This window comes from Pseudomonas sp. GM79, assembly GCF_000282495.1.
In the GTDB taxonomy this organism is placed as follows: Bacteria; Pseudomonadota; Gammaproteobacteria; order Pseudomonadales; family Pseudomonadaceae; genus Aquipseudomonas.
On the sequence record NZ_AKJE01000087.1, the window covers coordinates 62,786 to 87,253 of the forward strand.

At 57.1% G+C, this 24,468-nt stretch carries 28 protein-coding genes, 1 tRNA gene and 2 pseudogenes; 14 read left to right on the forward strand and 17 right to left on the reverse strand.

Going from position 1 to position 24,468, the window contains the following annotated elements; genetic code table 11:
• Positions 1-15: 15 nt before the first annotated feature.
• From atzF to PMI36_RS06640, 6 genes are all read left to right on the forward strand, one after another.
• A complete protein-coding gene (atzF, locus tag PMI36_RS06660; RefSeq protein ID WP_008074502.1) occupies positions 16-1,794 on the forward strand; it encodes an allophanate hydrolase in 1,779 nt (592 codons plus the stop codon).
• Between the two features lie 92 nt (positions 1,795-1,886).
• The gene (locus PMI36_RS06655; RefSeq protein WP_008074505.1) at positions 1,887-2,105 is read left to right on the forward strand and encodes a cysteine-rich CWC family protein; all 219 of its coding nucleotides are present in this window, start codon (positions 1,887-1,889) and stop codon (positions 2,103-2,105) included.
• 32 nt (positions 2,106-2,137) lie between these two features.
• A complete protein-coding gene (locus PMI36_RS06650) occupies positions 2,138-2,830 on the forward strand; it encodes a pseudouridine synthase (protein ID WP_008074507.1) in 693 nt (230 codons plus the stop codon).
• 314 nt (positions 2,831-3,144) lie between these two features.
• Positions 3,145-4,029: an alpha/beta fold hydrolase gene (locus tag PMI36_RS06645; RefSeq protein WP_007898567.1), complete on the forward strand. Its 885-nt coding sequence runs from the start codon at positions 3,145-3,147 to the stop codon at positions 4,027-4,029.
• A gap of 161 nt (positions 4,030-4,190) precedes the next feature.
• Positions 4,191-4,264, forward strand: a tRNA-Gly gene (locus PMI36_RS0129835).
• A 513-nt stretch (positions 4,265-4,777) separates the two neighbouring features.
• Positions 4,778-5,338 (forward strand): hypothetical protein, encoded by a 561-nt coding sequence (locus PMI36_RS06640; RefSeq protein WP_008074509.1) that lies wholly within the window; start codon positions 4,778-4,780, stop codon positions 5,336-5,338.
• A gap of 31 nt (positions 5,339-5,369) precedes the next feature.
• Here the strand turns inward: PMI36_RS06640 and PMI36_RS06635 are convergent, their stop codons facing one another.
• The 5 genes from PMI36_RS06635 to PMI36_RS06615 are packed head-to-tail and all read right to left on the reverse strand — an operon-like array spanning position 5,370 to position 10,402.
• The gene (locus PMI36_RS06635; protein WP_008074510.1) at positions 5,370-5,687 is read right to left on the reverse strand and encodes a cytochrome C oxidase subunit IV family protein; all 318 of its coding nucleotides are present in this window, start codon (positions 5,685-5,687) and stop codon (positions 5,370-5,372) included.
• A 13-nt stretch (positions 5,688-5,700) separates the two neighbouring features.
• Positions 5,701-6,414: a heme-copper oxidase subunit III family protein gene (locus tag PMI36_RS06630; RefSeq protein ID WP_008074511.1), complete on the reverse strand. Its 714-nt coding sequence runs from the start codon at positions 6,412-6,414 to the stop codon at positions 5,701-5,703.
• Positions 6,415-6,420: 6 nt separating this feature from the next.
• The gene (locus PMI36_RS06625; protein ID WP_008074512.1) at positions 6,421-7,113 is read right to left on the reverse strand and encodes a cytochrome c oxidase subunit 3; all 693 of its coding nucleotides are present in this window, start codon (positions 7,111-7,113) and stop codon (positions 6,421-6,423) included.
• Entirely contained in the window at positions 7,110-8,885 is a 1,776-nt protein-coding gene (ctaD, locus tag PMI36_RS06620) for a cytochrome c oxidase subunit I (RefSeq protein ID WP_008074513.1), read from the reverse strand. Before ctaD ends, PMI36_RS06625 begins: the two co-directional genes overlap by 4 nt.
• A gap of 50 nt (positions 8,886-8,935) precedes the next feature.
• On the reverse strand, positions 8,936-10,402 hold the full coding sequence (locus PMI36_RS06615) for a cytochrome c oxidase subunit II (RefSeq protein WP_008074514.1): 1,467 nt from the start codon (positions 10,400-10,402) through the stop codon (positions 8,936-8,938).
• A 401-nt stretch (positions 10,403-10,803) separates the two neighbouring features.
• Between PMI36_RS06615 and PMI36_RS06610 the strand changes: the two genes are divergently transcribed.
• The 3 genes and pseudogenes from PMI36_RS06610 (at position 10,804) to PMI36_RS06605 (ending at position 12,015) form a co-directional block, all read left to right on the forward strand.
• Entirely contained in the window at positions 10,804-11,139 is a 336-nt protein-coding gene (locus tag PMI36_RS06610) for a hypothetical protein (protein WP_008074515.1), read from the forward strand.
• Positions 11,140-11,404: 265 nt separating this feature from the next.
• Positions 11,405-11,583: pseudogene (locus tag PMI36_RS30920) on the forward strand (type II toxin-antitoxin system HicA family toxin).
• A 24-nt stretch (positions 11,584-11,607) separates the two neighbouring features.
• Entirely contained in the window at positions 11,608-12,015 is a 408-nt protein-coding gene (locus PMI36_RS06605) for a type II toxin-antitoxin system HicB family antitoxin (RefSeq protein ID WP_008074516.1), read from the forward strand.
• Between the two features lie 56 nt (positions 12,016-12,071).
• Here the strand turns inward: PMI36_RS06605 and tam are convergent, their stop codons facing one another.
• The gene (gene tam / locus PMI36_RS06600) at positions 12,072-12,842 is read right to left on the reverse strand and encodes a trans-aconitate 2-methyltransferase (RefSeq protein ID WP_008074517.1); all 771 of its coding nucleotides are present in this window, start codon (positions 12,840-12,842) and stop codon (positions 12,072-12,074) included.
• A 388-nt stretch (positions 12,843-13,230) separates the two neighbouring features.
• Between tam and PMI36_RS06595 the strand changes: the two genes are divergently transcribed.
• Complete coding sequence (locus tag PMI36_RS06595) at positions 13,231-13,734, forward strand: inclusion body family protein (protein ID WP_008074518.1); 504 nt, start codon at positions 13,231-13,233, stop codon at positions 13,732-13,734.
• Positions 13,735-13,860: 126 nt separating this feature from the next.
• Positions 13,861-14,400 carry an AidA/PixA family protein gene (locus PMI36_RS06590; RefSeq protein WP_008074519.1) on the forward strand — a complete coding sequence of 180 codons (540 nt, stop codon included), beginning with the start codon at positions 13,861-13,863 and terminating at the stop codon, positions 14,398-14,400.
• A 160-nt stretch (positions 14,401-14,560) separates the two neighbouring features.
• Here the strand turns inward: PMI36_RS06590 and PMI36_RS31755 are convergent, their stop codons facing one another.
• Complete coding sequence (locus tag PMI36_RS31755; RefSeq protein ID WP_008074520.1) at positions 14,561-14,707, reverse strand: hypothetical protein; 147 nt, start codon at positions 14,705-14,707, stop codon at positions 14,561-14,563.
• Between the two features lie 197 nt (positions 14,708-14,904).
• Here PMI36_RS31755 and PMI36_RS06585 point away from each other — a divergent pair, with 197 nt between their 5' ends.
• The gene (locus PMI36_RS06585) at positions 14,905-15,303 is read left to right on the forward strand and encodes a low affinity iron permease family protein (protein ID WP_008074521.1); all 399 of its coding nucleotides are present in this window, start codon (positions 14,905-14,907) and stop codon (positions 15,301-15,303) included.
• Between the two features lie 56 nt (positions 15,304-15,359).
• On the opposite strand, the gene PMI36_RS06580 is transcribed toward PMI36_RS06585, so the two are convergent.
• The 7 genes and pseudogenes from PMI36_RS06580 to yiaY form a co-directional block, all read right to left on the reverse strand.
• Positions 15,360-15,863, reverse strand: coding sequence for a DUF4142 domain-containing protein (locus PMI36_RS06580; protein ID WP_008074522.1), 504 nt, complete (start codon positions 15,861-15,863; stop codon positions 15,360-15,362).
• Between the two features lie 73 nt (positions 15,864-15,936).
• Positions 15,937-16,092 carry a KGG domain-containing protein gene (locus PMI36_RS32330; RefSeq protein ID WP_008014777.1) on the reverse strand — a complete coding sequence of 52 codons (156 nt, stop codon included), beginning with the start codon at positions 16,090-16,092 and terminating at the stop codon, positions 15,937-15,939.
• Positions 16,093-16,208: 116 nt separating this feature from the next.
• Complete coding sequence (locus tag PMI36_RS06575; protein ID WP_032830594.1) at positions 16,209-17,558, reverse strand: sensor domain-containing protein; 1,350 nt, start codon at positions 17,556-17,558, stop codon at positions 16,209-16,211.
• A 102-nt stretch (positions 17,559-17,660) separates the two neighbouring features.
• Entirely contained in the window at positions 17,661-18,299 is a 639-nt protein-coding gene (locus PMI36_RS06570; protein ID WP_007903290.1) for a LysE family translocator, read from the reverse strand.
• A gap of 64 nt (positions 18,300-18,363) precedes the next feature.
• Positions 18,364-18,780, reverse strand: a complete 417-nt coding sequence (gene fos / locus PMI36_RS06565) for a fosfomycin resistance glutathione transferase (protein WP_008074524.1) — start codon at positions 18,778-18,780, stop codon at positions 18,364-18,366.
• A gap of 226 nt (positions 18,781-19,006) precedes the next feature.
• Positions 19,007-19,126: pseudogene (locus tag PMI36_RS32135) on the reverse strand (LysR family transcriptional regulator); the annotation flags it as partial.
• Between the two features lie 11 nt (positions 19,127-19,137).
• Positions 19,138-20,286: an L-threonine dehydrogenase gene (gene yiaY / locus PMI36_RS06560; RefSeq protein ID WP_008074525.1), complete on the reverse strand. Its 1,149-nt coding sequence runs from the start codon at positions 20,284-20,286 to the stop codon at positions 19,138-19,140.
• A 156-nt stretch (positions 20,287-20,442) separates the two neighbouring features.
• Between yiaY and PMI36_RS06555 the strand changes: the two genes are divergently transcribed.
• Complete coding sequence (locus tag PMI36_RS06555) at positions 20,443-21,462, forward strand: DUF4917 family protein (RefSeq protein WP_008074526.1); 1,020 nt, start codon at positions 20,443-20,445, stop codon at positions 21,460-21,462.
• Positions 21,463-21,655: 193 nt separating this feature from the next.
• Here the strand turns inward: PMI36_RS06555 and PMI36_RS06550 are convergent, their stop codons facing one another.
• From PMI36_RS06550 to PMI36_RS06540, 3 genes are all read right to left on the reverse strand, one after another.
• A complete protein-coding gene (locus tag PMI36_RS06550) occupies positions 21,656-22,000 on the reverse strand; it encodes a YegP family protein (RefSeq protein WP_008010829.1) in 345 nt (114 codons plus the stop codon).
• Positions 22,001-22,173: 173 nt separating this feature from the next.
• Positions 22,174-22,479 (reverse strand): ribbon-helix-helix domain-containing protein, encoded by a 306-nt coding sequence (locus PMI36_RS06545; protein ID WP_007935755.1) that lies wholly within the window; start codon positions 22,477-22,479, stop codon positions 22,174-22,176.
• Between the two features lie 14 nt (positions 22,480-22,493).
• Positions 22,494-23,075 carry a DJ-1/PfpI family protein gene (locus PMI36_RS06540; RefSeq protein WP_008010833.1) on the reverse strand — a complete coding sequence of 194 codons (582 nt, stop codon included), beginning with the start codon at positions 23,073-23,075 and terminating at the stop codon, positions 22,494-22,496.
• Between the two features lie 371 nt (positions 23,076-23,446).
• On the opposite strand from PMI36_RS06540, the gene PMI36_RS06535 reads away from it, so the two are divergent.
• Positions 23,447-24,337, forward strand: a complete 891-nt coding sequence (locus PMI36_RS06535; protein ID WP_008074527.1) for a DMT family transporter — start codon at positions 23,447-23,449, stop codon at positions 24,335-24,337.
• Positions 24,338-24,468: the final 131 nt, after the last annotated feature.

A 24,468-nucleotide genomic window follows, 5' to 3' on the forward strand; every position in this document is an offset into this window, starting at 1 on the left:
AAAAGGATTAACGCCATGAACATCAATCTGCAACTCGACGCCCTGCGCAACGCTTACCGTGACGGCAGCACTACGCCTCGGCAACTGCTGCTGAGCCTGCGGGAAAAAGCCGCGGCACTGAACCCGGACTATCACCTGTTCATCCATTTGCTCAGTGCCCTGGAACTGGAACCGTACCTCGCCGCGCTCGACGAGCGTGACCCCGGCAGCCTGCCGCTGTACGGCATACCGTTCGCGATCAAGGACAATATCGATCTGGCGGGCATTCCCACCACGGCAGCGTGCCCGGCGTTTGCCTATGTGCCGGAGCGCTCGGCAACCGTCGTCGAGCAACTGCTGGCGCTGGGTGCGATTCCGTTGGGCAAGACCAATCTCGACCAGTTCGCCACTGGCCTCAATGGCAGCCGCTCGCCGTATGGCGCTTGCCCGAACAGCGTGTTGCCGGAGTATCCGTCGGGCGGTTCCAGCGCCGGATCTTCATTGGCGGTGGCACTCGGCGTGGCGAGTTTTTCCTTGGGCACGGACACGGCTGGCTCCGGTCGCGTGCCGGCGGCATTGAATAATCTGGTCGGTTTGAAAGCCAGCAAAGGGCTGATCTCCACGGCCGGAGCGGTTCCAGCCTGTCGAACGCTCGATTGCGTCACGACCTTCACAGCCACCGCCCGGGAAGCCAGTCAGTTGCTGGCGCTCACCGCTCATCTCGATCCACGGGACGAATACAGCCGCAGTAATCCGCTGTGGAATGACGGCTCGGCCTTCGGGACTCTGTCACCCTTCCGTTTTGGCGTGCCCCGTGCGCAGGATCTGGCGTTCTTCGGCTGTCCTGAAGGCCCGTTGCTCTTCGGTGACGCCATCGACCAGCTCAAAGCCATGGGCGGCGAAGCGGTCGAACTGGATTTGTCGCCGTTTCTCGAAGCGGCGCGGTTGCTCTATGAAGGGCCGTGGGTGGCGGAGCGTTACAGCGTGGCCGGCGAGTTGATGGAGCAACATCCTCAAGCCGTGCTGCCGGTGATTCGCGCCGTATTGGCCAAGGCGCCAGCGGTGACCGGCGTGCAAACCTTCCGTGCCCAATACCGTCTGCAGGCTTTGAAAGCGCTGTGCGACAAAGCTCTGGAAGGCGTTGATTGCGTGGTCACGCCAACCATCGGCCGCCCGGTGACACTGGCGGAGCTTGCTGCCGAACCGGTGCTGCGCAACTCGGAACTGGGCTACTACACCAACTTCATGAACCTGCTCGATTACGCCGCCGTCGCCGTGCCCAGCGGGTTCATGGGCAATGGTTTGCCATGGGGCGTGACGTTGTTCGGACGGGCGTTTACCGATCAGTACCTGTTGAGCGTGGCGGATGCCTTGCAACGTCAGCAAGGGTTGGCCGCGCCTGCGCCGACGAATATTGCGCGCAATGATCGCGCACGGCTGGTGGTGTGCGGCGCGCACCTGGATGGGCTGGCGCTGAACTGGCAACTCAAGCAGCGTGGAGCCCGTCTGCTCGAAGCCACTCACAGTTCCCCCGATTATCAGCTGTATGCCCTGGCCGGTGGCCCACCCTATCGCCCTGGCATGGTCCGAGTGAAGGAAGGTGGCGCGGCGATTGCGGTGGAAGTATGGGAGCTGCCAAGCAGCGAGTTGGGTTCGTTCCTGACCGCCATTCCTGCGCCGCTGGGGTTGGGCAAGGTACAACTGGCGGATGGGCGGTGGGAGAGTGGGTTTATCTGTGAGCCTTATGGGCTGGAGGGGGCGGTGGATATCAGTCATTTGGGCGGGTGGCGTGCGTATCTGAACGATCAGCGTTGATTTCCAGGATCGCCGGCTTGCGCAGGAGTGCTTGCCGGCCGATCATGCGCGGTCTTGGGCCAAGCAAAACGGCCGTAATCGAATGCCCCTTCATGAATAAACCTGACCTCTGCCCGGCTTGCGGCGCCTCCAACGACTGCAGCCTGGCTGACCCGCGAACCGTCGATCGTGCCTGCTGGTGCTACGGCGTCAGCATCGATCCGGCGGTGCTTCAGGCGCTGCCCAGCGAGTTGCGCGACAAGTCCTGCCTGTGCCCGTCCTGCGCCCAGGTCGAGATGCAGTTGCAAGCAGCCGCCTGGCCGATCACCTAAGATGCGCGATCCTTTTCCATCGAACACTCGTCATGCGCGTTGACCGCTTCCTCAGCAACCTGCCCCGCTTCAACCGTAAGCAGGTACGCCTGTTGCTGGTGGAAAAACGCGTCAGGGTCGACGGAGAAGTCGTCAGCGACCCTCACGCCGAGGTACTGGAATTCAGCCGCGTGGAAGTCGACGACGAGGTGCTGCAAGCTGGCAAGCCGGCCCGCTACTTCATGCTGCACAAACCACCCGGCTGCGTCAGTGCCACCCGCGACCCGCAACACCCGACGGTGCTCGACCTGATCGACGAACCGGACAAGGAAGACTTGCACATCGCCGGTCGCCTGGACTTCAACACCACCGGCCTGATGCTGATCACCAACGATGGCACCTGGTCGCGACGCCTGACCCAACCGCAGACCAAACTGCCCAAGGTCTACTACGTTGAGACCGAGCAGGACATCACTGCCGAATACGCGATCACCTTCGCCAAAGGGCTGTATTTCGCCTTCGAAGACCTCACCACACAACCTGCCGAACTGGTCGTACTCGGGCCAACATCTGCGCGCCTGAGCATCGTCGAGGGCCGCTATCATCAGGTTAAACGGATGTTCGGCCACTTCGATAACAAGGTGATACGCCTGCACCGCGAGCGCATGGGGCCACTGGCGCTCGACGCTGTGTTGAAGCCCGGCGAATACCGGCCGTTGAGCAGCGATGAGATCCGAATGATCTAAGCAGGCGACCGCTCAGCAGAAGCCGCTGAAAATTTTACGAAAGATACTTGCGCGATGACGTGACCCCTGCTTGAATCAGGACGTCGGCGCGAAACGTGACCGACGAGTCACAAAACTACTCTAAGAAACTTTTTGCCGGCAGAGAACCCTCAGGTTCCGCCTTCCCCCGGCAAACTGCCCGCTTATAACAATACCCGTCGACCAGCCAGCAATGGATCGACATGGGCCTTCAAAATTCCAGGCGTATGCCTACCTGTCACAAAGCTCGTGCAATCTGATTTGCGCGCATACCCGCTTGCCAGGAGTCTTATGACATGAGGCCAGAAATCGCTGTGCTGGATATACAGGGTCAGTACCGGGTTTACACGGAGTTCTATCGCGCAGACGCCGCAGAGAAGACCATTATTCTGGTCAACGGCTCGATGTCCACGACTGCGTCGTTTGCCCAAACCGTGAAAAACCTTTATCCGCAGTTCAATGTGGTGTGCTACGACCAGCCCTACGCGGGCAAGTCGAAGGCCCACAACCTGCATGAGAAAATGCTGACCAAGGAAATCGAAGGGCAGATCCTCCTTGAGCTGATCGACCACTTCGCCGCCGAACACGTGCTGTCGTTTTCCTTTGGTGGCGCAGCCACGCTCGTTGCCCTGGCCCAACGGCCACGGCGCATCGAAAAGGCCGTGATCAGCTCGTTCTCGCCGGTGGTCAACGAGCACATGCTCGACTACCTTGAGCGCGGTGTCGATTATCTCGGCAGCCGGGACGGTAACCGGGTCGGTGACTTGGTGAACAGCACCATCGGCAAACACCTGCCCTCGCTGTTCAAGCGTTTCAACTACCGTCATGTCAGTTCCTTGGCCGAACATGAATACGGGCAGATGCACTTTCACATCAGCGACGTGCTCAACAGTGATCGCAACTGCTATCTGAATGCGGCAAAGAAAATCAACGTGCCAGTGCTGTTCATGAACGGCGAATGGGACGAGTACACCGCCGCCGCCGATGCCAGGCTGTTCGCCGGCCACGTGCAGCACAGCACCTTCAGCACCCTTCAGGCCACCGGCCACTTTCTCGACATGGAGCACAAAGCCGCCTGCCGAGACAGCCGCAACGCACTGCTGGGCTTCCTGAAACCGGCGCAACACGAAAGCCGACCGCGTTACCATTACGTCCAGGACCAGCATGCATTGGCAATCTGAAACAGAGTCATCGCGAGCAAGCCCCATCCTGTAGGAGCGAGGCTTGCCCGCGAATGACCGCAATGCGGTCTCTGCTTTCGTTTCCCCCGTGCTAAAGCCATCGCGTGCAAAGAAAAACTTCATTTTCACGCCCACATCTGGTACAAAGTCAGCCGCTCTGAGCGGGTGTCGTATAATGGCATTACTCCAGCTTCCCAAGCTGATAACGAGGGTTCGATTCCCTTCACCCGCTCCAATCGAATTTTTGTCTCACGTCAGTTTTTTTGGCGGGGGATGCAGGAACACAAAAAAAACCGGCCTTGATGGCCGGTTTTTTTGTGTCTGGGGTTTGGTGGAATCGGGCTCTGAAACATCCCCCAATTTTCGTCCATTACCCGCTGATCGATGAGCGCGACTACCCAAGTCTGTTAGCGTTTTTTTCGAAAAGCACGGATTTATTATCAAATTTCATCAAACGTTAATGTTTTCATATCTACGGAAATTAGCGTTTTGGATTCCTCTACGAATGGCTGACAGGAGAACGCCTGGATGTGGCACTGCAATGCAGAATTCGTCGGCGCACGCCAAGCCCCAATGCCGCCCTCCAGTCCTTGACGCCTCCCGCCCCGCAAACTAGCGAATGCTATACTTCCTACGAATTGCATCAAGTGTGCAACGTTCCCCACGTGCACAGACATCGACTGCAAATCTCAGTTAACGGCTGCAGGACAAAGGAGGTCTACAGCCAACACGAGATGGGAGGTGTGGCATGAATCGGCACTATTACATCAGTGACAATCTCGACGATCTCGAGGCCGTTGAAAATGAACTGGAAGCCAACGGCATCAATACCGAACAAATTCATGTGCTCAGTGAACAAGTGGCTGATGTTGAAGAACATCACCTCCACGAGGTTAACTCGTTGATGAAACAGGATGTTGTTCACTCTGGCGAGATTGGAGCTGTGGTCGGCGTGCCACTGGCGGCGCTGGTCCTTGGCGGCGCCTATTGGATGGGCTGGACCGAATCCGCCGCAGGCTGGGTGCCTTTTATCTTCCTGGCCATCGTCATATTTGGCTTCTGCATCTGGGAAGGCGGTTTTTTTGGCATCCAGGTGCCGAACGCTCACTTCCGCAGTTTTAAACAGATGGTAGAAGAGGGAAAACATATCTTCTTCGTGGATGTTGAACCGAATCAGGAACCGATATTGGACCGGGTAATCGAACATCATCCAACGCTGACGATCGCCGGCACGGGAACGGCAGCCCCCCACTGGACAGTGGCCTGGCAACACAAATGGCATCAGTTCAAGCGAGTGATATCGGGTTAGCCCTGAAGACTCATGGCCATCTGGAAGCTGCTTACTGGCCGAAGGAAATGACCCGGCTGAGGAAAACATAGTCCGCCTCGGTGGCCATCAGTCCGACTAGCACCAGTAAACACAACGGTGGCACCAATATGGCGTAGACCATGGCCAACCGTTCCCAGGCCATATGCATGAAGATGGAGACAATCAAACCTGCCTTCAACAACATGAAAGTGATAATCAGGGACCACCGAAGGTAGCCATGGAAGTGGAAGTAGTCGACAAGGTACGACAACGTGCTGAGGACGAATAACAGCCCCCAGATTTTAAGGTACAAGCTGATTGGATGTTGCTGACCCTGAGCATGTGCCATCACCCGTGCTCCTCTACCATAAATAGAAGAATGCAAAAATAAACACCCACACCAAATCCACGAAGTGCCAGTAAAGCCCGGCTATCTCGACGTTTTGATAGTTTCCGGAGCGCTCATAATCTCCTCGCATTACTTTCATCGCCACAATGCTGAGGTAGAGGGCGCCGATTGACACATGCAGTCCGTGGAAACCGGTAATCATGAAAAAGCTGGCACCAAATTGCGCCGCCCCCATGGGATTCCCCCAAGGACGCACCCCTTCTGCGATGAGCTTGCTCCATTCAAATGCCTGCATGCCGACGAAGGTCACACCCAAGGCGGCTGTCGCCAGCATCAGGGCAGTGGTTTTCGCGCGATCACGGCGATAGGCGAAATTAACGGCCATGGCCATGGTGCCACTGCTACTGATCAGCACAAAGGTCATGATGGCGATCAGAATAAGCGGGATTTCTCTACCGCCGATCGTCAATGCAAACACTTCGCTGGGGTTCGGCCAGGCGGTGGTGATGGTCATGCGTACCGACATATAGCCGGTTAAAAAACAGGTGAATATGAACGTATCGCTGAGCAGGAATATCCACATCATCGCCTTGCCCCAAGGGACCTGCTTGAAGGCCTCTCTATCCGAGGACCAGTCGCTGGCGATGCCCTGCCATCCCAGTGCAGGCGGTGAGTCTGGTGGATTGGATGAACTGGATTCGACTGGGGCAAGTGGGGGCGATGCCATGGCTTTTCACCTCAGGCCGCAGAATCTGGCGATCGCTTCATAGGTTTGCGGCGTGCTGGCCAGCAAAGCGAATAGCACGAACCAAAGACCCAGTAAGTAGTGCCAATAAGTGGTACAGAGTTCTACGCTGACGCGCAGTTGCGGCAACGGCACGCGACGCAGGAATTTAGCGACGATTATGCTCCAGGCTATCAGCCCGCCCAGCAGGTGGAGCCCATGCAGGCCGGTCAACAGGTAGAAGAAACTGTTGGCCGGATTGCTGGCGACAAAGTAGCCCCAGGCCACAAACTGCTGCCAGACCCAGAGTTGGCCCACCAGAAAAGCAATGGCAAATACGCCCCCCAATGCAAAACCAATGACCGTAGCGTCCAGCCGAGCCTGCCGGGCGGCCATACGCGACCATTGCAGTGCGATGCAACTGAATACCAGAAAAGCCGAATTCAGCCATAGCTGCCAGAGATTGGCTAACGGCGCCAAGGGGTCTGTCAGGGGTAGCCAGTCGGCCATTTGTGAACGGGCAATAAAGGCGAAAAGGAAGAGAAAGAATAACGAACTCACCACGACCAGGAACAAGCGCAGGCCCACTCTTGCGATTTGGCCTCTATCGGCACCCTCGGGGGCCTGGAGACTTTCTGGGTCGCGACTCCAACTGCCGCCGGGGTCAGCACCGTCGGCGTTTCTCAATAGCAGCCTTTTCATGTTTTAACGCCCGCTATCTTGGCTTCGGCACTGAGTTGCCGCATCTGCTCCAGCTCCTCGGCGGAGACCGTTTGCGGAACGAAATCCTGCTCTATCCCCGGCACACTGTAGTCATAGGCCCAGCGATGCACGACCGGCAGCTTCGCTCCCCAGTTACCGTGTATCGGCGGGGTGTTCGGCGTTTGCCATTCCAGACTGGCCGCACCCCAGGGATTACTGCCTGCAGGCTTGCCCTTGAATGCGCTCCAGGCCAGGTTGAACAGAAACAGCAACTGGGAAACGCCGACGGTCAATGCGATCACCGTAATGAAGGCATTCAACTCTTGCGCCGACTGCGGGATGAACGCGTAGTTTTCATAGGCGTAGTAGCGGCGTGGCATACCCTGGAAACCCAGGTAGTGCATGGGGAAGAAGATGGCGTAGGTACCCAGAAAGGTAATCCAGAAATGCAGCTTGCCCAGGGTGTCGTTCAACATGCGCCCGGTGACTTTCGGGAACCAATGATAAATACCGCCGAACACCACCAGTACCGGCGCGACCCCCATGACCATATGAAAATGGGCGACGACGAAATAGGTGTCCGAGAGCGGAATATCCACGATCACATTGCCGAGAAACAACCCGGTCAGACCGCCGACCAGGAAGGTGATGATAAAGGCCAGGGCAAACAGCATCGGCACGGTCAGATGAATGTCGCCGCGCCACAGGGTCAGCACCCAGTTGTAGACTTTCAGTGCGGTCGGCACCGCGATGATCAAGGTGGTAACGGCGAAGAAAAAGCCAAAGTAAGGGTTCATTCCGCTGACATACATATGGTGCGCCCAGACCACAAAGCTGAGTACGCCAATCGCAATAATGGCCCACACCATCATTCGGTAGCCGAAGATATTTTTACGCGCATGCGTGCTGATCAAGTCGGAGACCAGACCAAACGCTGGGAGAGCAACGATGTAGACCTCCGGGTGGCCGAAGAACCAGAACAGGTGCTGAAATAATATCGGGCTGCCACCCTGATGATCGAGCTGCTGCCCCAGCGAGATCATCGCCGGCATAAAGAAGCTGGTGCCCAATAGCTTGTCAAACAGCATCATGACCGCGCTGACGAACAACGCAGGGAAAGCCAGCAAGGCCATAATCGAGGCCATGAAGATTCCCCATACGGAGAGCGGCATGCGAAACAATGTCATGCCGTGCGTGCGCGCCTGCAACACCGTGGTGACGTAGTTCAACCCGCCCATGGTGGCCGCGACAATAAAAATCGCCAGTGAGACGAGCATCAGGACGATGCCCCACTCGACCCCCGGTGTCCCCTGGGAAATGGACTGCGGCGGATAGAGCGTCCAGCCCGAACCGGTGGGGCCGCCAGGAACAAAGAAACTGGAGAGCAACACCACTACCGCTACCAGGTAGAACCAGTAACTCAGCATGTTGACATAGGGGAAGACCATGTCGCGGGCGCCCACCATCAGCGGGATCAGATAGTTACCAAAGCCACCCAGAAACAAGGCCGTCAGCAAGTAAATGACCATGATCATGCCGTGCATGGTCATGGCCTGGTAGTAAGCACTGGCGTCCATGAACTCCAAACTGCCGGGGAAGCCAATCTGTATGCGCATCAAGCCGGACAACACCACGGCGATAACGCCCACGAATAAAGCCGTCAAGGAATATTGAATGGCTATGACCTTGTGGTCCTGACTCCAGATATATTTGGTCAGGAAGCTTTTGGGCTCGTGTAGTGCTTCTGTTTCGGCTTGCTCCGCATAGGCCATCACGTCATCCTCCTGTTCGAAGTTTCGGTGCATTCCTGGCTGCTTTACGGCTACTTCCCTGGCTCCGCCTTGCTCGCATCAGCGTCGGCTTTCGCTTTGGATTTGATAAAAGCGATCAGTGCGTTCAACTCCTGATCACTCAGGGTAAAGGCCGGCATGACGGCTGCGTAGCCTTTGACGATTTTGGCGCCGGGATTAAGAATCGAATCCTTTATATAGCCCTCATCGGCCTTGATACTCGTGCCGTCGGCAAGGGTTACGGTCTCGCCATACAGGCCCTGCCAGCTGGGGCCGACGCCCTTGCTGCCATCGACACTGTGGCAGGCCAGACAGCCGAGCGATTCGGCCAGCCGCTGCCCCTGCGTCGCCAAGTCGTCACCTCTGTCCAGTTTTTCGCTGTCAGAAGGTTCTTGCTGCGCGGCACCCAGCGATTTGATCAGGGCGACGACAGCGCCCAGTTCATCTTCAGTGAGAGTATAGGCCACCATGACTGGCGGGTAGCCCTGTACCAGCCGGGCCTTCGGATCGAGGATCGACTCTTTCAGGTAGGCCTCATCGACCAGCGCACTAGTGCCGTCTGCAAACTGTTCAGTGCGGCCGTACAGCCCCTTCCATCCTGGGCCGAGACGGGTACTGCCATCCTGGCTATGGCAGGCACCGCAGCCGTATTGTTCGACCAACTGGCGACCTTTTTCCAGCACGCTATCCTGACTGGGTTTGGCAGCTGTCGTTAATGTCTGCGCAAAAGTCGGTTGGCTGTTCAGCCATTGATCGAAGGCGCCCTGCTCTTCCACGATCATCTGGCCGCGCATGTTGTAATGACCTAAACCACAATATTCAGCACAAAGGATTTCATATTTCCCGGTTTTAGTTGGTGTAAACCAAAAGTACGACACCATCCCCGGCACCATGTCCATCTTGCTGCGAATTTGCGGGATATAAAAATTGTGCAGCACATCTTTAGAGCGCAGTAAAACTTTAACTGGCTGATCGAGCGGAAGGCGAACTTCATTATTTTTTATAAGCACATCGTCCTGCCCGACAGGGTCCTTGGGATCAAGGCCGAGGGGGTTGGTGAAATCAACAAACTTGATATCCGATTTACCCAGCTTCCCGTCCTGGCCGGCAAAACGAAAGGCCCACTGCCACTGCTGGGCGACCACTTCAAGTTCATAAGCATTTTTCGGCACATTGATGAAATCACTGTAAACAACCAGACCTGGCGCCAACATCGCGGCAATCCCTATCGAGGTCACGATAATCAACCATGTTTCCAGTTTTTTACTTTCTGGCTGGTAGTGCGCCCTGGAACCCTCCTTGTGACGATAACGCATCACGGCTACCGCCATAAATACCGTGATGGCGATGAAAAATATTCCGCTAATGATCAGGGTGATGAACAGGGTGGTATCTATGGACCCCCAGTTGGAGGCTGCCGGTGTCGCATGCCAAGGCGCTAGTACATGGAACAACACTGATGCAATAACGATTAGTATCAAGATAATTGCTATTGCCATTTTCTCTTCATCCTATTCCTGTTGTTCACTGGTTATGCAAGCGCATCGCCACTGACGTCCAAGCAGGGCAGACAAATACCATCCATTCCGACGGTAAAGTCAGCAGGAAGTATAGTGCACGGACGGAACACGCGCTTTTTCTGAAAAACCTGTTGGCCAGATATTCCAATTCGAACATTAAGTTAATCGTTTAAAGCTATTCGCTACATATAACTATGGATATTCAGCATTACGTCTCTCAAGACTAAATGGGCGTAGCGAATTGACGCGGGTACCGCAAGCGAGGCCGGGTTGCCAGCTATACTCAACTCTGATGACGGATGGCAGAACTGGCCAGAAGCGGATGGCTTGAGAAGAGACAAGAGCTACAGAGTCCAGCAGTCCACGACGGAGGTTTCGTCATGAGTAACCTGACGATCGAAGGCTGGTGCAAACCCAGCGGCGCCCCAAAGTCCACCCCGGTGGGTGAGATCAGTTTTGATGTCGATGGCCCCCTCCATCTGCGTCTGGAGGAAGCTGAAGAACGCCTACAGAAGACCCATGAGCCTGAAGCCATGGTCGATGTCGACATGAGCTCAATGGATTTGGTCTTGCCAGAGGGATACGACCCCTTGTCCGACTGCCAAATGCGCGTCTACTTGCAGCACGGGCGCGGTCAGTTCCATTTGGTCGGGCATCGAGCGAGCGATGGAAGCTTGATCTATACCAACGCGGTTTTGATTGATCAGCTGATTTAGAAGCTACTGCGTGTCAGGGAACACAAGAACCGGTCCGAAGTGGCCGGTTTTTTTATACCTGAAATTTGAGCGCCTCTTGCTCTTCAGCACCGTGGCAAAACCCTGCAATACAGAAAGCCGCACCTCCCCAAGCCATCGCCAATTGCCCCCTTAGACTCATTTCACGCCGTTAACACATCAGTGCTCAGGATGCATTGGTGGTTATAGTGTTGATTAGCGGATTTCAGTAGGTATAGTAACCACAAGCACACCACAGGGAGGTGATGTGAATAGCCGTTTTTTGATAAGCCAAATCGTTGCAGATGACTGGTATCTGGTACGAATCAAGGGGAGCCATCACCATTTCAAGCATCCGACCAAGCCGGGACTGGTAACGGTTCCTCATCCGAAAAGGATCTGCTCAAAAAAACGGCCATCAGTATTTTGCAACAGGTGCTGCTATGACAGCGCCTTAGGAGAATGACGAACATGCTTTACCCGATTGCAATCTCCATGGGCGATGATGAACACGCCTGGGGTGTTGAAGTACCGGATATTCCGGGTTGTTTCTCCGCCGGCGAGGATCTGGATGACGCCATGGCCATGGCGCGCGAAGCCATCGAAGGCCATTTCGAAATACTGGCCGAAGACGGATCACCGATTCCACCCGCCAACAAAGTGACCCTGCATGCGGCCAATCCACAGTACGCAGGGTGTACGTGGGCCGTGGTGGACATCGATGTCACCAAATACCTGGGCAAGGCCCAGAAACTCAACATCACCCTGCCCGGCTATTTGCTCAACCGCATCGACGAATACGTACTGCATCATCCGGAAGAGAAAAGTCGCTCCGGGTTTCTGGCTTCGGCGGCGCTCAAGGTTTTGCAGCAGGGCTGATGGTTCGGAGGTTGATCAATCAAAGGGACAAACGACCAGGCATGTCCCTTTGTACGTCAGCGCGTCGCCACCATGAACAACCGTGGAAACGGCAACAGCACCGAACCATCGCTCAGCGCCGGATAGGCCTGCTCGATCGCGGCCTGATACTGCTTGAGATACTGCACTCGCTCCGCTTCATTCAGCGGCTCAAGAAAAGGCCGCAAACCGCTGCCCTTGAACCACTCGACCACGCCCGACGCGCCGTCCGAGAGGGGATGATAGTAAGTGGTGCGCCATACATCGACGCGGGTGCAATGGGCACGCAGCATCGAGTAGTAACCACCCGCATCCTCCATTTCCGTTCGCAGCCCAGCGACTCCCGCCAGTTTGTCTGCCCAAGGACCGTTCGCTGCGACTTTGCGCATCAACCTGTGCGACGGTTCGTTGAGGTTGTCGGGCATCTGAATCGCCAGGCTGCCGCCGGGCGCGAGCCTGGCCACCAATGACGGCAGCAACCGGGCGTGATCGGGCAGCCACTGCAACACGGCGTTGGCGAAAATCACGTCGAACGGGCCGGTCTCGTTCCAGGCATCAATGTCTGCAGTGTCGAAACGCAGGTGAGGCAAGCGCTTGCGAGCGGCCTCGATCATATCGGGTGAACTGTCCACCCCTCGCACCGCGGCATTGGGAAAGCGCTGCACCAGCAGCTCGGTGGAATTACCGGGGCCGCAACCGATGTCGATTGCCGATTGGACGTCCATCGGGGGGATGGCGGCCAGCAAGTCACGCGCCGGGCGCGTGCGCTCATCTTCAAACGCTACGTATTGTTTGGCGGACCAACTCATATCGCTCTCCTGTTGGTGCATGGTTGTCGCCAGCGGCAGACAACCGGTTCGCTACGATACATCGAGCGGTGAACTCTGCCCTAACCCGACTTCGGAGGGCACAGGAATCTGAATGGCCATTTTCTTATCGCCAATTCAGTGAAAGTAATAACCGAAAGGACCGTTCGTCGACAGACAAGCAAAGCGATTTTGACAGTATAAAAATGACATCTATAGTCCTACTCGCGGCCTGTTGGAAGGAACCCAACCCGTCACTTCAAGGCAAGGAGCAAGGCCAGCTCGTATCCCGTGATCGAGTGGGTTCCCCAGTAGTGTGTTCGCAACGGCCGCAAGGCAAAGCGTTGTGCCTGGTAGGTAGCCAGGTAATCACTATCAAAGGAGCTTTACTATGTCTCGAGTCACGGATGTACTTGTTTCCATCGACACCGAAACCATTCTGAAAAACTACCCGAACATCAGCAAAAACCCTGCTTCGCCGACGCTGATCGACTGGAAGCACGTCTACATGGTCACCAATCAGGATAACGTGGTCAGCGGCCAGGCCGGTGGCGAACTGGACCTCAAGGCCCAGGTCGGCGATCTGATTCGCTGGCGTGAAACCAGCCTGTCCCAGAGCTTCGAAACCGCGGTGATTTTCTACAAGTTCATCGGCAACGCAGGCAACGAGCTGATCTCCCCACCTTCACCGCGCCGCGCTACCGCTTGCGTTGCGGTACCCAACACCAGCAATCCGTCAGTGCCTAGCTGCCAGAAAGTCGACAACCATTACTGGTCCTCGGAAACCCTGGCGTGTGGTCGTGTGACCTATCACTTCAACTTCCTGATCGTCGACCGCAACTGCCAGATTATCGGCTGCTGCTCGTGGGACCCGTTCATTTCCATCCATAACTGATGATGGAATCGACCCCTTGGCAACGAGGGGTCACCCCAGTTCGTTGCCGCCTCGGCCGGAACAGGATGTCTTGCTTGAAACCGAAGCGGCTACCGTTTTGCGTCAACATCATGAAAGGAATCCATGATGACTTCCGAACCGATTACCTCCCCTTCGGCGAGTACTGTGACAGCCAATAGCGTGCTGCTGATCGTCGATGCCGAATCGCTGCTTTCCCGCTACCCGCAACCCAGCCTTGAACCGCAAAAGCCGACGGTGATTGAAGATGGTTTCATCTTCCCCGTGACTAGTGGCACGACAACACAAAATGCTGAAAATGACAGCAAAATCACACTGACAGCCAACAACGAAAAAGTCTTCCATATTCGCGGCAGGACCGTCAGCCTGCTGACCGAACATACGGTGGTATTTCACGATCTGACGGTGGACGCCGCCGGGGTTCTTTCGCCGCCCAAACTGATCGTTCACAGCGACCAGACAGTCCCCGCACCCGACCCCGCCAACCCGACCCAGCCTGGCAGCCACAGCGCCGATGATCATTATTGGGAGTGTTCGCAACTGAGCACGGGCGTGACAGCCTGCGAACTGAATTTCATGCTGATCAACCAACGCTGTGAAGCGGTGGGGTACTTCAGATGGAAGACTGAGGTGACGCTGTCGGCGTGAATAGATAGATTCAGGCGCGGAACCTGTGGGAGCGGGCTTGCTCGCGAATGCGGTGTGTCAGGCGACATCAATATTGACTATGCCGACGTCTTCGCGAGCAAGCCCGCTCCCACATGGATTCGCACTTTTCTTGGGGTGCATCGGTAGCAGCGACTTACCGCTATTTACTATCCGCCCCCTTCTCCTGCATCTGCACCGAAGACTTGGTTCCATCGGTGTTGTCTTTAGTCTCGTTATCCGAGTTATCGAAGCAGCCCTGCAACGCAAGCAGGCAGCAGCAAAGGTAAAACGTGCGAGCGAGGTTCATGCTGTTCTCCAGTTTCAGGGGCCTGAAGTAGTGACCCATGTCGGTAGAAATGGTTGCGACCTACTCAACCCCGAGCGACGAGCACTGACAGAGGCTTCAGCCACACCAGCCTTCCATCCCGCAGGCAATATTCAGCAGAATTTTCGTTATGCCCGTGCTGTCTGAAAATCAGGCGCATCCCTATAAGGAGCACGGCAATGAAATTCGCAAATATTGCACAGAAACTCTCCCTGTGGGCCGGCCTGCCCCGGACATTTCTGGGGGCGATCGTTCTGATTATCCTATGGGGTTTGAGCGGGCCGATTTTTCATTTCGACGATACCTGGCAGCTGATCATCAACACCTCGACCACCATCATCACCTTCCTGATGGTGTTCCTGATCCAGAACACCCAGAACCGCGACACGGACATTTTGCACTTGAAGATCGATGAGTTATTGCGAGTAACGAAAGAAGCGCAGAACGCAATGCTGGGGCTCGAATCACTGGATCTCAAACAGTTGGAAGAATTGAGAAAGAAATATCGCAACCTCGGCGAGGGCGAAACGATTCCTCTGGACGGCACTGTCGTCCCTGAAACAAAGAAACAGGATTGAATGAATGTTGATCCAAGCCCCGCGGGTGACCGGCGACGTCACCCGCGCCATTGGTGCTAACGACTGGCTTGCAGCGCCCTGGCCATTTGCAGGTGGTTTTGCAGTTTGGGCAAGGTTTCTTCGGCGAACGCTTTGATTTGCGGTACGTCCGTGGTCTGCGCTTGTTGTTGAAGCTGCTCGATGGATTCTTGTGTGGTTTTCACCTGGTTGGCGGCGTATGCCTGATCGAAGGAGGCGTCGTCCTTCACCTCCGGGATCAACGTTTTGGCCTTGTCCATCACCTCTTCGCGTGGCGCGACCGGTAAATCAAGTTGCTTGGCAATTTTCGCCAGATGCTGGTTGGCGGTGGTGAGGTCGTTGATTACCACGATGGTGTAATCCTTGACCTCTTTGGACTCGGTTTTCTGGTGCGCCAGGCGATTGGCTTCGATGTCAGCCATGCCTTTGGCTGACGCTTCGTTGATGAATTCTGTGGCTGACTGGGCAAAGGCACTGCTGGCAAACAGCCCCAGTAACGTGACAAAACTGGCATTGCGTAAACGGGTGGCCATCCGGCTCATGGTCGCGCCCTCCTTCTTTGAAAATTCCAACGGGGGCTTTCGCCCCCGTCTTTTAATAAAACCAACTTCACTATTACCGGGATTTCTGACCACCTTTGCGGCCCATGCCGCCTTTCGCGGAATCTTTATCAACGGTCGTCGTGGTGGTTTTCCCACCTTTGCGACCGGCTTCAGACGCCTTCGTTCGATCATGGGCACTACCCGGACTCGGATTTTTTGAAGTAGGCATGGTTTTCATCCTCTTGATGATGAGAGCAGCGAGCAGCCGCCCGCATAGAATAAGAATTTCCATCGTCAAAAAGGTTTAGAAAAACTGGCAACGCTGCGACGAACGGTGACGGGCTTTCAGGCCCCGAGACGCAGGTGATGCTGGCGCTTGGCGCTGTACATCGCCTCGTCGGCATGCCTGAACAACTGATTTTCTTCGGTCCCGTGTTCGGGGTAGCGCGCAACGCCAATGCTCGGCTGGATGCTCAGGTTATGCCCGTCCAGGCGCAGGGGCTGAACCAGTACCTGACGGATTTTTCCCGCCACACGCTCGGCATCCTCCGCGGCATGGATGCTGTGCAACAACACCACAAATTCATCACCGCCGATGCGCGCCACGGTGTCGCTTTCACGCACGCAGCCCTTGAGCCGATTGGCGACCGCTTGTAGCAGCATGTCGCCAACCGTATGACCGTGGGTGTCGTTGACATGCTTGAAGCGGTCGAGGTCGACGTAGAGTAAAGCCATTCGGCCGGAGCCTGTTCGGGCCAGCTCCAGCGAGGCTTTGAGGCGTTCGCGCAGCAACTCGCGATTGGGCAACTGAGTCAGTTGGTCGTATTGAGCCATGCGCTGGAGCCGGGCATGCAATTGCTTGCGCTCGATAGCGGTTGCGACCTGTGCGCAAACATACTGCAGCAGTTCCTTGTCTTGCTCGGTATAACGTTCGCCGCCCGGTACGCTTTTAACGATCAACGCGCCAATGGTGCCGTTCTTCGAACTCAATGGCACGCCCAGCCAGCAGGGCGAATCCTGGCCCGCGACCAGTGCCGCAAACCCCGCCGGCGGATTGTCCTGATCCGGAGTCAGCAGGATCGGCAAGCCGCTGCGAATCACTTCACTGCAAAGACGCCCGGTCACAGTCCCGGGCTCTTCGGGTTGCGGTTCATGGTCGTCGACGTGATAGGGGAAATTCAGCTGCGCACAGTGCTCGTCATGCAGCGCCACGGAGAAATTCAACGCCGGAAGCCATTCACCGATGATCGAATGAATGCGTTTGAACAGCGCCAGCAGATCTTCCGCCGCGTGAGCCGCTTCGGAGATTGCATACAGCGCCGCTTGCCGGGATTCGGCCTGTTTACGCTCGGTGATGTCACGCGCCACGGCAATGCGCAACTGATCGACCTCCGACCAGCGCGCCGACCAGAGAATGTGCACCACCCGGCCGTCCTTGCACAGGTAACGATTTTCAAAATTGAGCTTGGGCTCGCCGCCCATGATCTCCCGTGCGGCGTCGAGGGTACGCTGTCGGTCGGCGGGATGTACCAGATCGATCATCGGCTGGCCGATCAGCTCGTCGGGGGTGTAACCGAAAATGCGCTCGCAGGCCGCGCTGACAAATACGAAGCGACCTTGTTTATCCACCGCACAGACGGCGTCCAGCAAGAGGTCAATGTAGCTCGCCAGTGGGGCGGAATTTCTGGTTTCCATAATGCCGAGCGCGTGTCCGGACAATGCAACATTGAACAACCCTCCCTGACCGGTCATACGCCCGAGCGTTGACTGTACGCTGTCGCTTCCCTGCGATCAGCCTCAAGCCTTGTTCGTCACCAGCCCAGGCAGCGCATGCACCAAGGCATTGATGGCAAAACCGATGAACATTACCCCGCACAACCGGGTGATCGCCAGTTCATGACGCTGATACAACGTGCGCACCTGACGCGCCCCGACGATGCCTATGAGAATAGCGTAGGCCAAAAGGCCACCAACGAAGCTCAGGATGATCAACCAGGGCAACATCGACCAATGCAGCAATTCTGCACGGCTGGACAACAGCGCAGTAAAGGTCGCCACTGCCACCGGATAAGCCTTGGGGTTGGTCAGACCGAACAGGATGCCGTGCCAGAATGGCTGCCGCGCCGGCCCCTGAGGCGCCTCGGCACTGCCGCGACGAGCCCGCACCGCGCGCAGGCCCAGCCAGAACAGGTAGAGCCCGCTGAGTACGCCCAGCACATCGAACGCGGTGCTGCCGATTTCCCGCGCGCCTACAATCGCGATCAGCGCCGTGCTGCACCAGACCACGTCGCCCAGCAAATGCCCGCACAGAAACCCCGCTCCGGCACGCCGCCCGCGCGCCGCGCCGATGCCGAACACCGCCAGCACACCCGGGCCCGGCGTGATGCCATAAATGAAGCCCGAGGCGAGAACGGCCATTAGCAGCGATGGAGTCATGGGAATTCCTGTTGAAACGCCGGATGAATGGACGCAAGTCTATCTCAGGACCCCAAGCATCGACTCACTGATCGTCGAAGAACTTCATCCCCGCATACGGCCGTTGCCGACACGCCGCAAGCCGCGACGCCAGATCCCCGACATGCGCCTCAAGCTTGTGCCCGTCCGGGTCAAGAAAATAGAACGACGCGCCTTCGCTGCGGTTATCCCGCCATTCCTGCACGTTGGCCGATCGCAGGCGTTCGACGAACAACGGGAAGTGCGCAGAATCGATACTGAAGGCGTAATGGGTGTAGTCAGCAACGGGCGCGGATTCGCGTAGCGGATCGAGAGAAAGGCACAACCACAGACCGGGTAATGAGAGATAGGCGCCGGCGTCCCACGTGGCGTCTAGCTGAAGTTGCAACAGGTCGCGATAGAACGCCACGCTACGGTTCAGGTCGGTGACGGCGAGGGTCAGGTGGTTGAGGCCGGTTAGCATGGGTTTAGTAACTTATAGGCTGGGTCCGACCGGAGCGTACAACTTAAACGTCCTTGAGCGTAGAACCACTAGTGTTTTGTTGCTGTGAGTCAGTCTTCACGAGCAAGCCTGCTCCCACATTTTGATCTGTGGAGAATCAAATATCGCGTCCAACACAAATCCCTTGTGGGAGCGGGCTTGCTCGCGAAGAGGCCCGGCCAATCCGACAAATAACTATCAGACCACCCCCGCGCCACTGCTCAAACAACATCCGGCTCACCGGCGATAACGTCGCTTCATCGCGCACCACCAGAATCAATGCGCGATCCGACCAGTCATCCGTCAGCGGTACCGCGTGCAAACCGAACCGTGCCCTGGTCAAAACGCGCTGCGGAAAATCTCCTCGATCTGCCGCTGATCCGCCGCCCGTGGATTGGTCAGTCCACAGGCGTCTTTCAAGGCGTTGCTGGCAAGCACCGGGATGTCGTTGAGCCTGGCACCGAGCTCACGTAAGCCGGCGGGAATTTCCACGTCCCTGGCCAGAGTGCGAATGGCCGCGATCGCTGCCTGAGCGCCCTCCTCGGGGCTGAACCCGCGAATGTCGGCGCCCATCGCACGAGCAACATCGGTCAGGCGGTCGGCGCAGACCAGCGCGTTGAAGCTTTGCACATGAGGCAGCAGCACCGCATTGCACACACCATGGGGCAAGTCATAGAAACCGCCTAGCTGGTGAGCCATCGCGTGAACGTAGCCAAGGGACGCATTGTTGAATGCCATACCGGCGAGGAACTGCGCATAAGCCATGTTTTCCCGCGCAATCATGTCACTGCCGTCACGTACGGCCAGGCGCAGGTTATTGCTGATCAAGGTGATGGCTTTCAGCGCACAGGCATCGGTAATCGGGTTGGCTGCCGTGGAGACGTAGGCTTCGATGGCGTGGGTCAGCGCGTCCATGCCGGTGGCGGCAGTCAGGCCCTTGGGCATGGCGACCATCAGCGCCGGGTCGTTGACCGACAGCAGCGGCGTGACGTTGCGATCGACGATGGCCATTTTCACGTGACGGGATTCGTCGGTGATGATGCAAAAACGGGTCATCTCGCTGGCAGTGCCGGCGGTGGTGTTGATCGCGATCAACGGCAACTGCGGTTTGGTTGACTGATCGACGCCTTCGTAGTCACGAATCGTCCCACCGTTTGTGGCGCACAAGGCGATGCCCTTGGCGCAGTCGTGAGGCGAACCGCCGCCCAGAGACACCACGAAATCACAACGACTTTCCTTGAGCAGACCCAGGCCAAGTTCGACGTTGGCAATGCTCGGATTCGGCTTGGCGCCGTCGAAGATCACCGAGTCGATATCCTGCAACGCCAGTTTCTCGGCAATCATCGTCGCCACGCCAGCCTTGGCCAACCCGGTGTCGGTGACGATCAGCGCCTTGCGAAAACCATACTTGCGAATGGCGTCCATGGCTTCGTCAAGGCAACCGGTGCCCATGATGTTCACAGCGGGAATGAAGAACGTACTGCTCATGCGCGAGTCTCCTGGCTGAAGCCGAATCAACAGCACCGATCCGGCGGGTGCGCACAGGATCGACCCATTAGTCGTGCGGTAACTTGATCTGGCTCAAGTCCGGGTCGTGATAAAGTCGCCGTCCATCAGACCTTTTGCTTTGAGACAACGAACGCAATGACCGATTTCCAGGATGTCGATGCCCAACTTGAAGACTGGAACGCCTTGCGCACCACCGCCTCTTTCGGCGGCCTGCTGGTGGGTAACGGTGCCAGTCGTGCGGTATGGGACGACTTCGGCTACGACTCGCTGTTCGAAAACGCCCGCACCGTCGAAGAGAAGCCTCTGAGCCAATCCGAATTAAGCGTGTTCGAGGCGATGCAGACGCGCAGTTTCGAACAGGTGCTTGGGGCGCTGAAAACCACCAGCCGGGTCAACAAGGCCTTGGCCGTCAGCTCAGCGGCACCGCGCAATCGTTATTACGCGATCAAGGAAGCGCTGATCAATACCGTGCATGCGGTGCACATCCCTTGGCGGTTGGTGGTGCCCTCGACGCTGGCGACGATCAATCAGGAGTTGGCCAGCTATCGAACGGTGTTCACCACCAATTACGACTTGCTCAACTACTGGGCGATCCAGCACCGGCCTGACGTTATTAGTGATCTGTTTCAGGGCACCGAGCCGCGCTTTGATTTGAGCCTCACCGCGACAGACAAAACCCGGCTGCTGTACCTGCACGGTGGCCTGCATCTGGTGCGCAACCAGGACGGCACGGCGCGTAAATTGATGTCGACCGAGGGAACATTGCTGGGCAGTTTCGCCATCAACAATACGATCAAGACCCTCGACGACGTGCCGCTGTTCGTCAACGAAGGTCCGACCCAGGACAAGCTCAAGACCATTCGCAGCTCCGATTACCTGTCGTTTTGCTACGACCAGTTACTGGGCCATGGCGATGGGCTGTGCATCTTCGGGCATGCCCTTGGCGAGCAGGACAGTCACATCATTCATGCATTGCGTCAGGCGAAGCCGAAGACAGCGGCGATCTCGATTTACCCGCGCAGCAAGGCGTTCATCCAGCACCAGAAGCGGCATTACACGAAGGTGTTTGAGGGGACGGGAGTGGAGCTGCGGTTTTTTGACTCGAAGACGCATGCGCTGGGTAGTCCGAAGCTGACCGTACCGGTCGAAGTTTAGCGGCGCCGCGGCCGGCCTCTTCGCGGGCAAGCCCGCCCCCACAGGAATTTGTGAACACCGCCGAACCTATGTGGGAGCGGGCTTGCTCGCGAAGGGGGCCGGAACATTCAACGAAGATGCTGAATGTCAGACCGCTTTCGCGAGTAAACCCGCTCCCACACTGGATGTGTATTGGACTTATCAAGCGGTGTGTTTAGAGCACCGGCAAGGTCTTGTCCTTGATCACCGTGGTCGGGCCGTTGGCCTTGACGCTGGCGATGCCTTTATCCCTCGCGGCGTCCGATGAATAGGACTCGCTGCTGCCGATGATCTGATGGTTGGCAGCCTTGAGGTTGAAGTAAGGATGACCATCCTTGGTGGTTTTTTTCTCGTAGCGTTCGTCCAGCGGACTGTTGGCCTGAACCGAAGCGATACCGCTGTCAGCCGCGCCGCGCGTGGTGTACAGCTCACTGGTCAGAATGGTTTCGGCGTTGGCCGCTTTCAATACAAACTTGAACTGACCGTTGCTGGTTTTGCTCACTTCGTACCATCCAGACATGCTTTTTCTCCTTGGCGATTGAGAGGTTTGCGCTTCAGAGTAAAGACCAAGTCAGGATTTCTGTCGCCTGTACCGACCCCTTCGCGAGCAAGCCCGCTCCCACAGGAGAACGCATTTCAATGTGGGAGCGGGCTTGCTCGCGAAGGCCTCGGCACAGTCCCCTCAAAATCTTGCTACTTCACCACCGCACGCACTACCGATAACTCGGGTGCCTGCACCCGGCGCTGGCTCAGATACCGCATACAACTCACTCGCAAGAACGAGGCGAAATTCACCACTTCGCCGCGGTAGTCCATCACTTCTTCATACAGCTTGGCGATCAACTGATTGGTGGTCATGCCGTCGACCTCGGCGATTTCGCTGAGGATGTCCCAGAACTGATTCTCCAGCCGCAGGGTGGTGACCACCCCGCAGATGCGCAGCGAGCGGGAGCGCGACTCGTAGAGAATCGGATCGGCCTTGACGTAGAGCTCGCACATGGACAGGTCCCTCGTTACAGCGTGATTTTGGTGCCCAGCAACCCAAGGAAACCGGCCAGCCAGCTCGGGTGCGCCGGCCAGGCTGGTGCAGTGGCCAGATTGCCTTGAACGTGACCTTGCGTCACCGGGATATCGATGAACGTGCCGCCAGCCAGGCGTACTTCCGGAGCGCACGCCGGGTAGGCGCTGCACTCGCGACCTTCGAGAATCCCTGCGGCGGCCAACAGTTGCGCACCGTGACACACGGCGGCGATCGGTTTGCCAGCTTTGTCGAACGCTCGCACCAGGTCCAGGACTTTTTCGTTCAGGCGCAGGTACTCCGGCGCACGACCGCCCGGCACCAGCAGCGCGTCGTAGTCCGCTGCATCTACCTTGGCGAAATCGAAGTTCAGGGCAAACAGGTGACCGGGTTTTTCGCTGTAGGTCTGGTCGCCTTCGAAGTCATGGATTGCCGTGCGCACGGTCTGGCCGGCAGTTTTGTCCGGGCAAACGGCGTGTACCGTGTGGCCGACCATCAGCAGCGCCTGGAACGGCACCATCACTTCATAGTCTTCGACGTAATCGCCGACCAGCATCAGAATTTTTTTAGCCGCCATGGGGAGGACTCCTCTGGAAAATGCGTGGGCATGCAGGAGTATTCAAGGTAGTCCTTAATCTGCATGGCAGGTAATACCCGACTACTACGCCGATTCACCTGGGGTAGACCATTTGATTTGCGGATGTGCACGGCCGATGTAGGAGCTGGCGAAGCCTGCGATCTTTTGACCTTGATCTTTGGGGACATTGGGTGAAGCGATTAGATCGGTGGCGCGGCCGATAAAAAGATCGCAGCCTTCGGCAGCTCCTACGTAGGGGGCATTACCCCCAACTGTACGGATAACTCTGCGCCTATCTGTAACAGAGCAACGCCTGCGGTTTATGGCTAGATAAAGAAACTTCCCGCCATCCTGAATTCTGGTCACCCATCATGTCCTCGCGCGAAAACACCGGTATGGCCCTCGGCCTGCTCGGCGTTGTTATCTTCAGCCTGACCCTGCCCTTCACCCGGATCGTCGTGCAGGAACTCCATCCGCTGCTCAACGGCCTAGGCCGTGCGCTGTTTGCGGCAATTCCGGCAGCGCTGCTGTTGCTGTGGCAACGTGAAAAGTGGCCCACGTGGAAACAGGTCAAAGGCCTGACGCTGGTGATCGCGGGGGTCATCCTTGGTTTCCCGGTGCTGTCGGCCTGGGCCATGCAGACGTTGCCCGCCTCTCATGGCGCACTGGTCAACGGCTTGCAGCCGCTGTGCGTGGCGCTGTATGCCGCATGGCTGTCCCATGAACGTCCGTCGAAAGCCTTCTGGGCCTGCGCCGCGTTGGGCAGCGCGTTGGTGCTCGGTTATGCGCTGATCAGCGGCGCCGGCAGTATTCAGGCCGGTGATTTGCTAATGCTCGGCGCGATTGCCGTGGGTGGGTTGGGTTATGCCGAAGGCGGCCGGTTGGCCAGGGAGATGGGGGGCTGGCAGGTGATCTGCTGGGCGCTGGTGCTGTCGACGCCGCTACTTATCGGCCCGGTGGTGTATCTGGCGCTGCAACACCAAGGCGAGATTTCGGCCAAGACCTGGTGGGCCTTCGGTTACGTCTCGCTGTTTTCGCAGTTCATCGGGTTCTTTGCCTGGTACGCGGGGCTGGCCATGGGCGGCATTGCCCGGGTCAGCCAGATCCAGTTGCTGCAGATCTTCTTCACCATCGCGTTTTCGGCACTGTTCTTCGGTGAGCACGTCGAGCCGATTACCTGGCTGTTTGCCGCCGGGGTGATCGTGACGGTGATGTTGGGGCGCAAGACGGCGGTGCAACCCGCGCGTGTTGCCACGGCGTAAGGCAAGATCAAAAGATCGCAGCCTTCGGCAGCTCCTACAGGGGGCAGTGTTAACGCTGGATTGCGGATCAATGCGATCGGTGTAGGAGCTGGCGAAGCCTGCGATCTTTTGGCGGTTCTGGAAATGCAAAA

Bases quoted from the DNA above. Each gene is read 5' to 3' on its own strand.
- PMI36_RS06575 (WP_032830594.1), bottom strand. From the start codon at position 17,558: ATGGAAACCAGAAATTCCGCCCCACTGGCGAGCTACATTGACCTCTTG.
- PMI36_RS06625 (WP_008074512.1), bottom strand. From the start codon at position 7,113: ATGAAAAGGCTGCTATTGAGAAACGCCGACGGTGCTGACCCCGGCGGC.
- PMI36_RS32330 (WP_008014777.1), bottom strand. From the start codon at position 16,092: ATGCCTACTTCAAAAAATCCGAGTCCGGGTAGTGCCCATGATCGAACG.
- PMI36_RS06650 (WP_008074507.1), top strand. From the start codon at position 2,138: ATGCGCGTTGACCGCTTCCTCAGCAACCTGCCCCGCTTCAACCGTAAG.
- PMI36_RS06555 (WP_008074526.1), top strand. From the start codon at position 20,443: ATGACCGATTTCCAGGATGTCGATGCCCAACTTGAAGACTGGAACGCC.
- PMI36_RS06595 (WP_008074518.1), top strand. From the start codon at position 13,231: ATGTCTCGAGTCACGGATGTACTTGTTTCCATCGACACCGAAACCATT.
- PMI36_RS06635 (WP_008074510.1), bottom strand. From the start codon at position 5,687: ATGGCACATGCTCAGGGTCAGCAACATCCAATCAGCTTGTACCTTAAA.
- PMI36_RS06630 (WP_008074511.1), bottom strand. From the start codon at position 6,414: ATGGCATCGCCCCCACTTGCCCCAGTCGAATCCAGTTCATCCAATCCA.
- PMI36_RS06570 (WP_007903290.1), bottom strand. From the start codon at position 18,299: ATGACTCCATCGCTGCTAATGGCCGTTCTCGCCTCGGGCTTCATTTAT.
- tam (WP_008074517.1), bottom strand. From the start codon at position 12,842: ATGAGTTGGTCCGCCAAACAATACGTAGCGTTTGAAGATGAGCGCACG.
- PMI36_RS06610 (WP_008074515.1), top strand. From the start codon at position 10,804: ATGAGTAACCTGACGATCGAAGGCTGGTGCAAACCCAGCGGCGCCCCA.
- PMI36_RS06540 (WP_008010833.1), bottom strand. From the start codon at position 23,075: ATGGCGGCTAAAAAAATTCTGATGCTGGTCGGCGATTACGTCGAAGAC.
- PMI36_RS06585 (WP_008074521.1), top strand. From the start codon at position 14,905: ATGAAATTCGCAAATATTGCACAGAAACTCTCCCTGTGGGCCGGCCTG.
- PMI36_RS31755 (WP_008074520.1), bottom strand. From the start codon at position 14,707: ATGAACCTCGCTCGCACGTTTTACCTTTGCTGCTGCCTGCTTGCGTTG.
- yiaY (WP_008074525.1), bottom strand. From the start codon at position 20,286: ATGAGCAGTACGTTCTTCATTCCCGCTGTGAACATCATGGGCACCGGT.
- atzF (WP_008074502.1), top strand. From the start codon at position 16: ATGAACATCAATCTGCAACTCGACGCCCTGCGCAACGCTTACCGTGAC.
- PMI36_RS06535 (WP_008074527.1), top strand. From the start codon at position 23,447: ATGTCCTCGCGCGAAAACACCGGTATGGCCCTCGGCCTGCTCGGCGTT.
- PMI36_RS06615 (WP_008074514.1), bottom strand. From the start codon at position 10,402: ATGGCAATAGCAATTATCTTGATACTAATCGTTATTGCATCAGTGTTG.
- PMI36_RS06545 (WP_007935755.1), bottom strand. From the start codon at position 22,479: ATGTGCGAGCTCTACGTCAAGGCCGATCCGATTCTCTACGAGTCGCGC.
- PMI36_RS06640 (WP_008074509.1), top strand. From the start codon at position 4,778: ATGAATCGGCACTATTACATCAGTGACAATCTCGACGATCTCGAGGCC.
- PMI36_RS06550 (WP_008010829.1), bottom strand. From the start codon at position 22,000: ATGTCTGGATGGTACGAAGTGAGCAAAACCAGCAACGGTCAGTTCAAG.
- ctaD (WP_008074513.1), bottom strand. From the start codon at position 8,885: ATGGCCTATGCGGAGCAAGCCGAAACAGAAGCACTACACGAGCCCAAA.
- fos (WP_008074524.1), bottom strand. From the start codon at position 18,780: ATGCTAACCGGCCTCAACCACCTGACCCTCGCCGTCACCGACCTGAAC.
- PMI36_RS06645 (WP_007898567.1), top strand. From the start codon at position 3,145: ATGAGGCCAGAAATCGCTGTGCTGGATATACAGGGTCAGTACCGGGTT.
- PMI36_RS06605 (WP_008074516.1), top strand. From the start codon at position 11,608: ATGCTTTACCCGATTGCAATCTCCATGGGCGATGATGAACACGCCTGG.
- PMI36_RS06590 (WP_008074519.1), top strand. From the start codon at position 13,861: ATGACTTCCGAACCGATTACCTCCCCTTCGGCGAGTACTGTGACAGCC.
- PMI36_RS06580 (WP_008074522.1), bottom strand. From the start codon at position 15,863: ATGAGCCGGATGGCCACCCGTTTACGCAATGCCAGTTTTGTCACGTTA.
- PMI36_RS06655 (WP_008074505.1), top strand. From the start codon at position 1,887: ATGAATAAACCTGACCTCTGCCCGGCTTGCGGCGCCTCCAACGACTGC.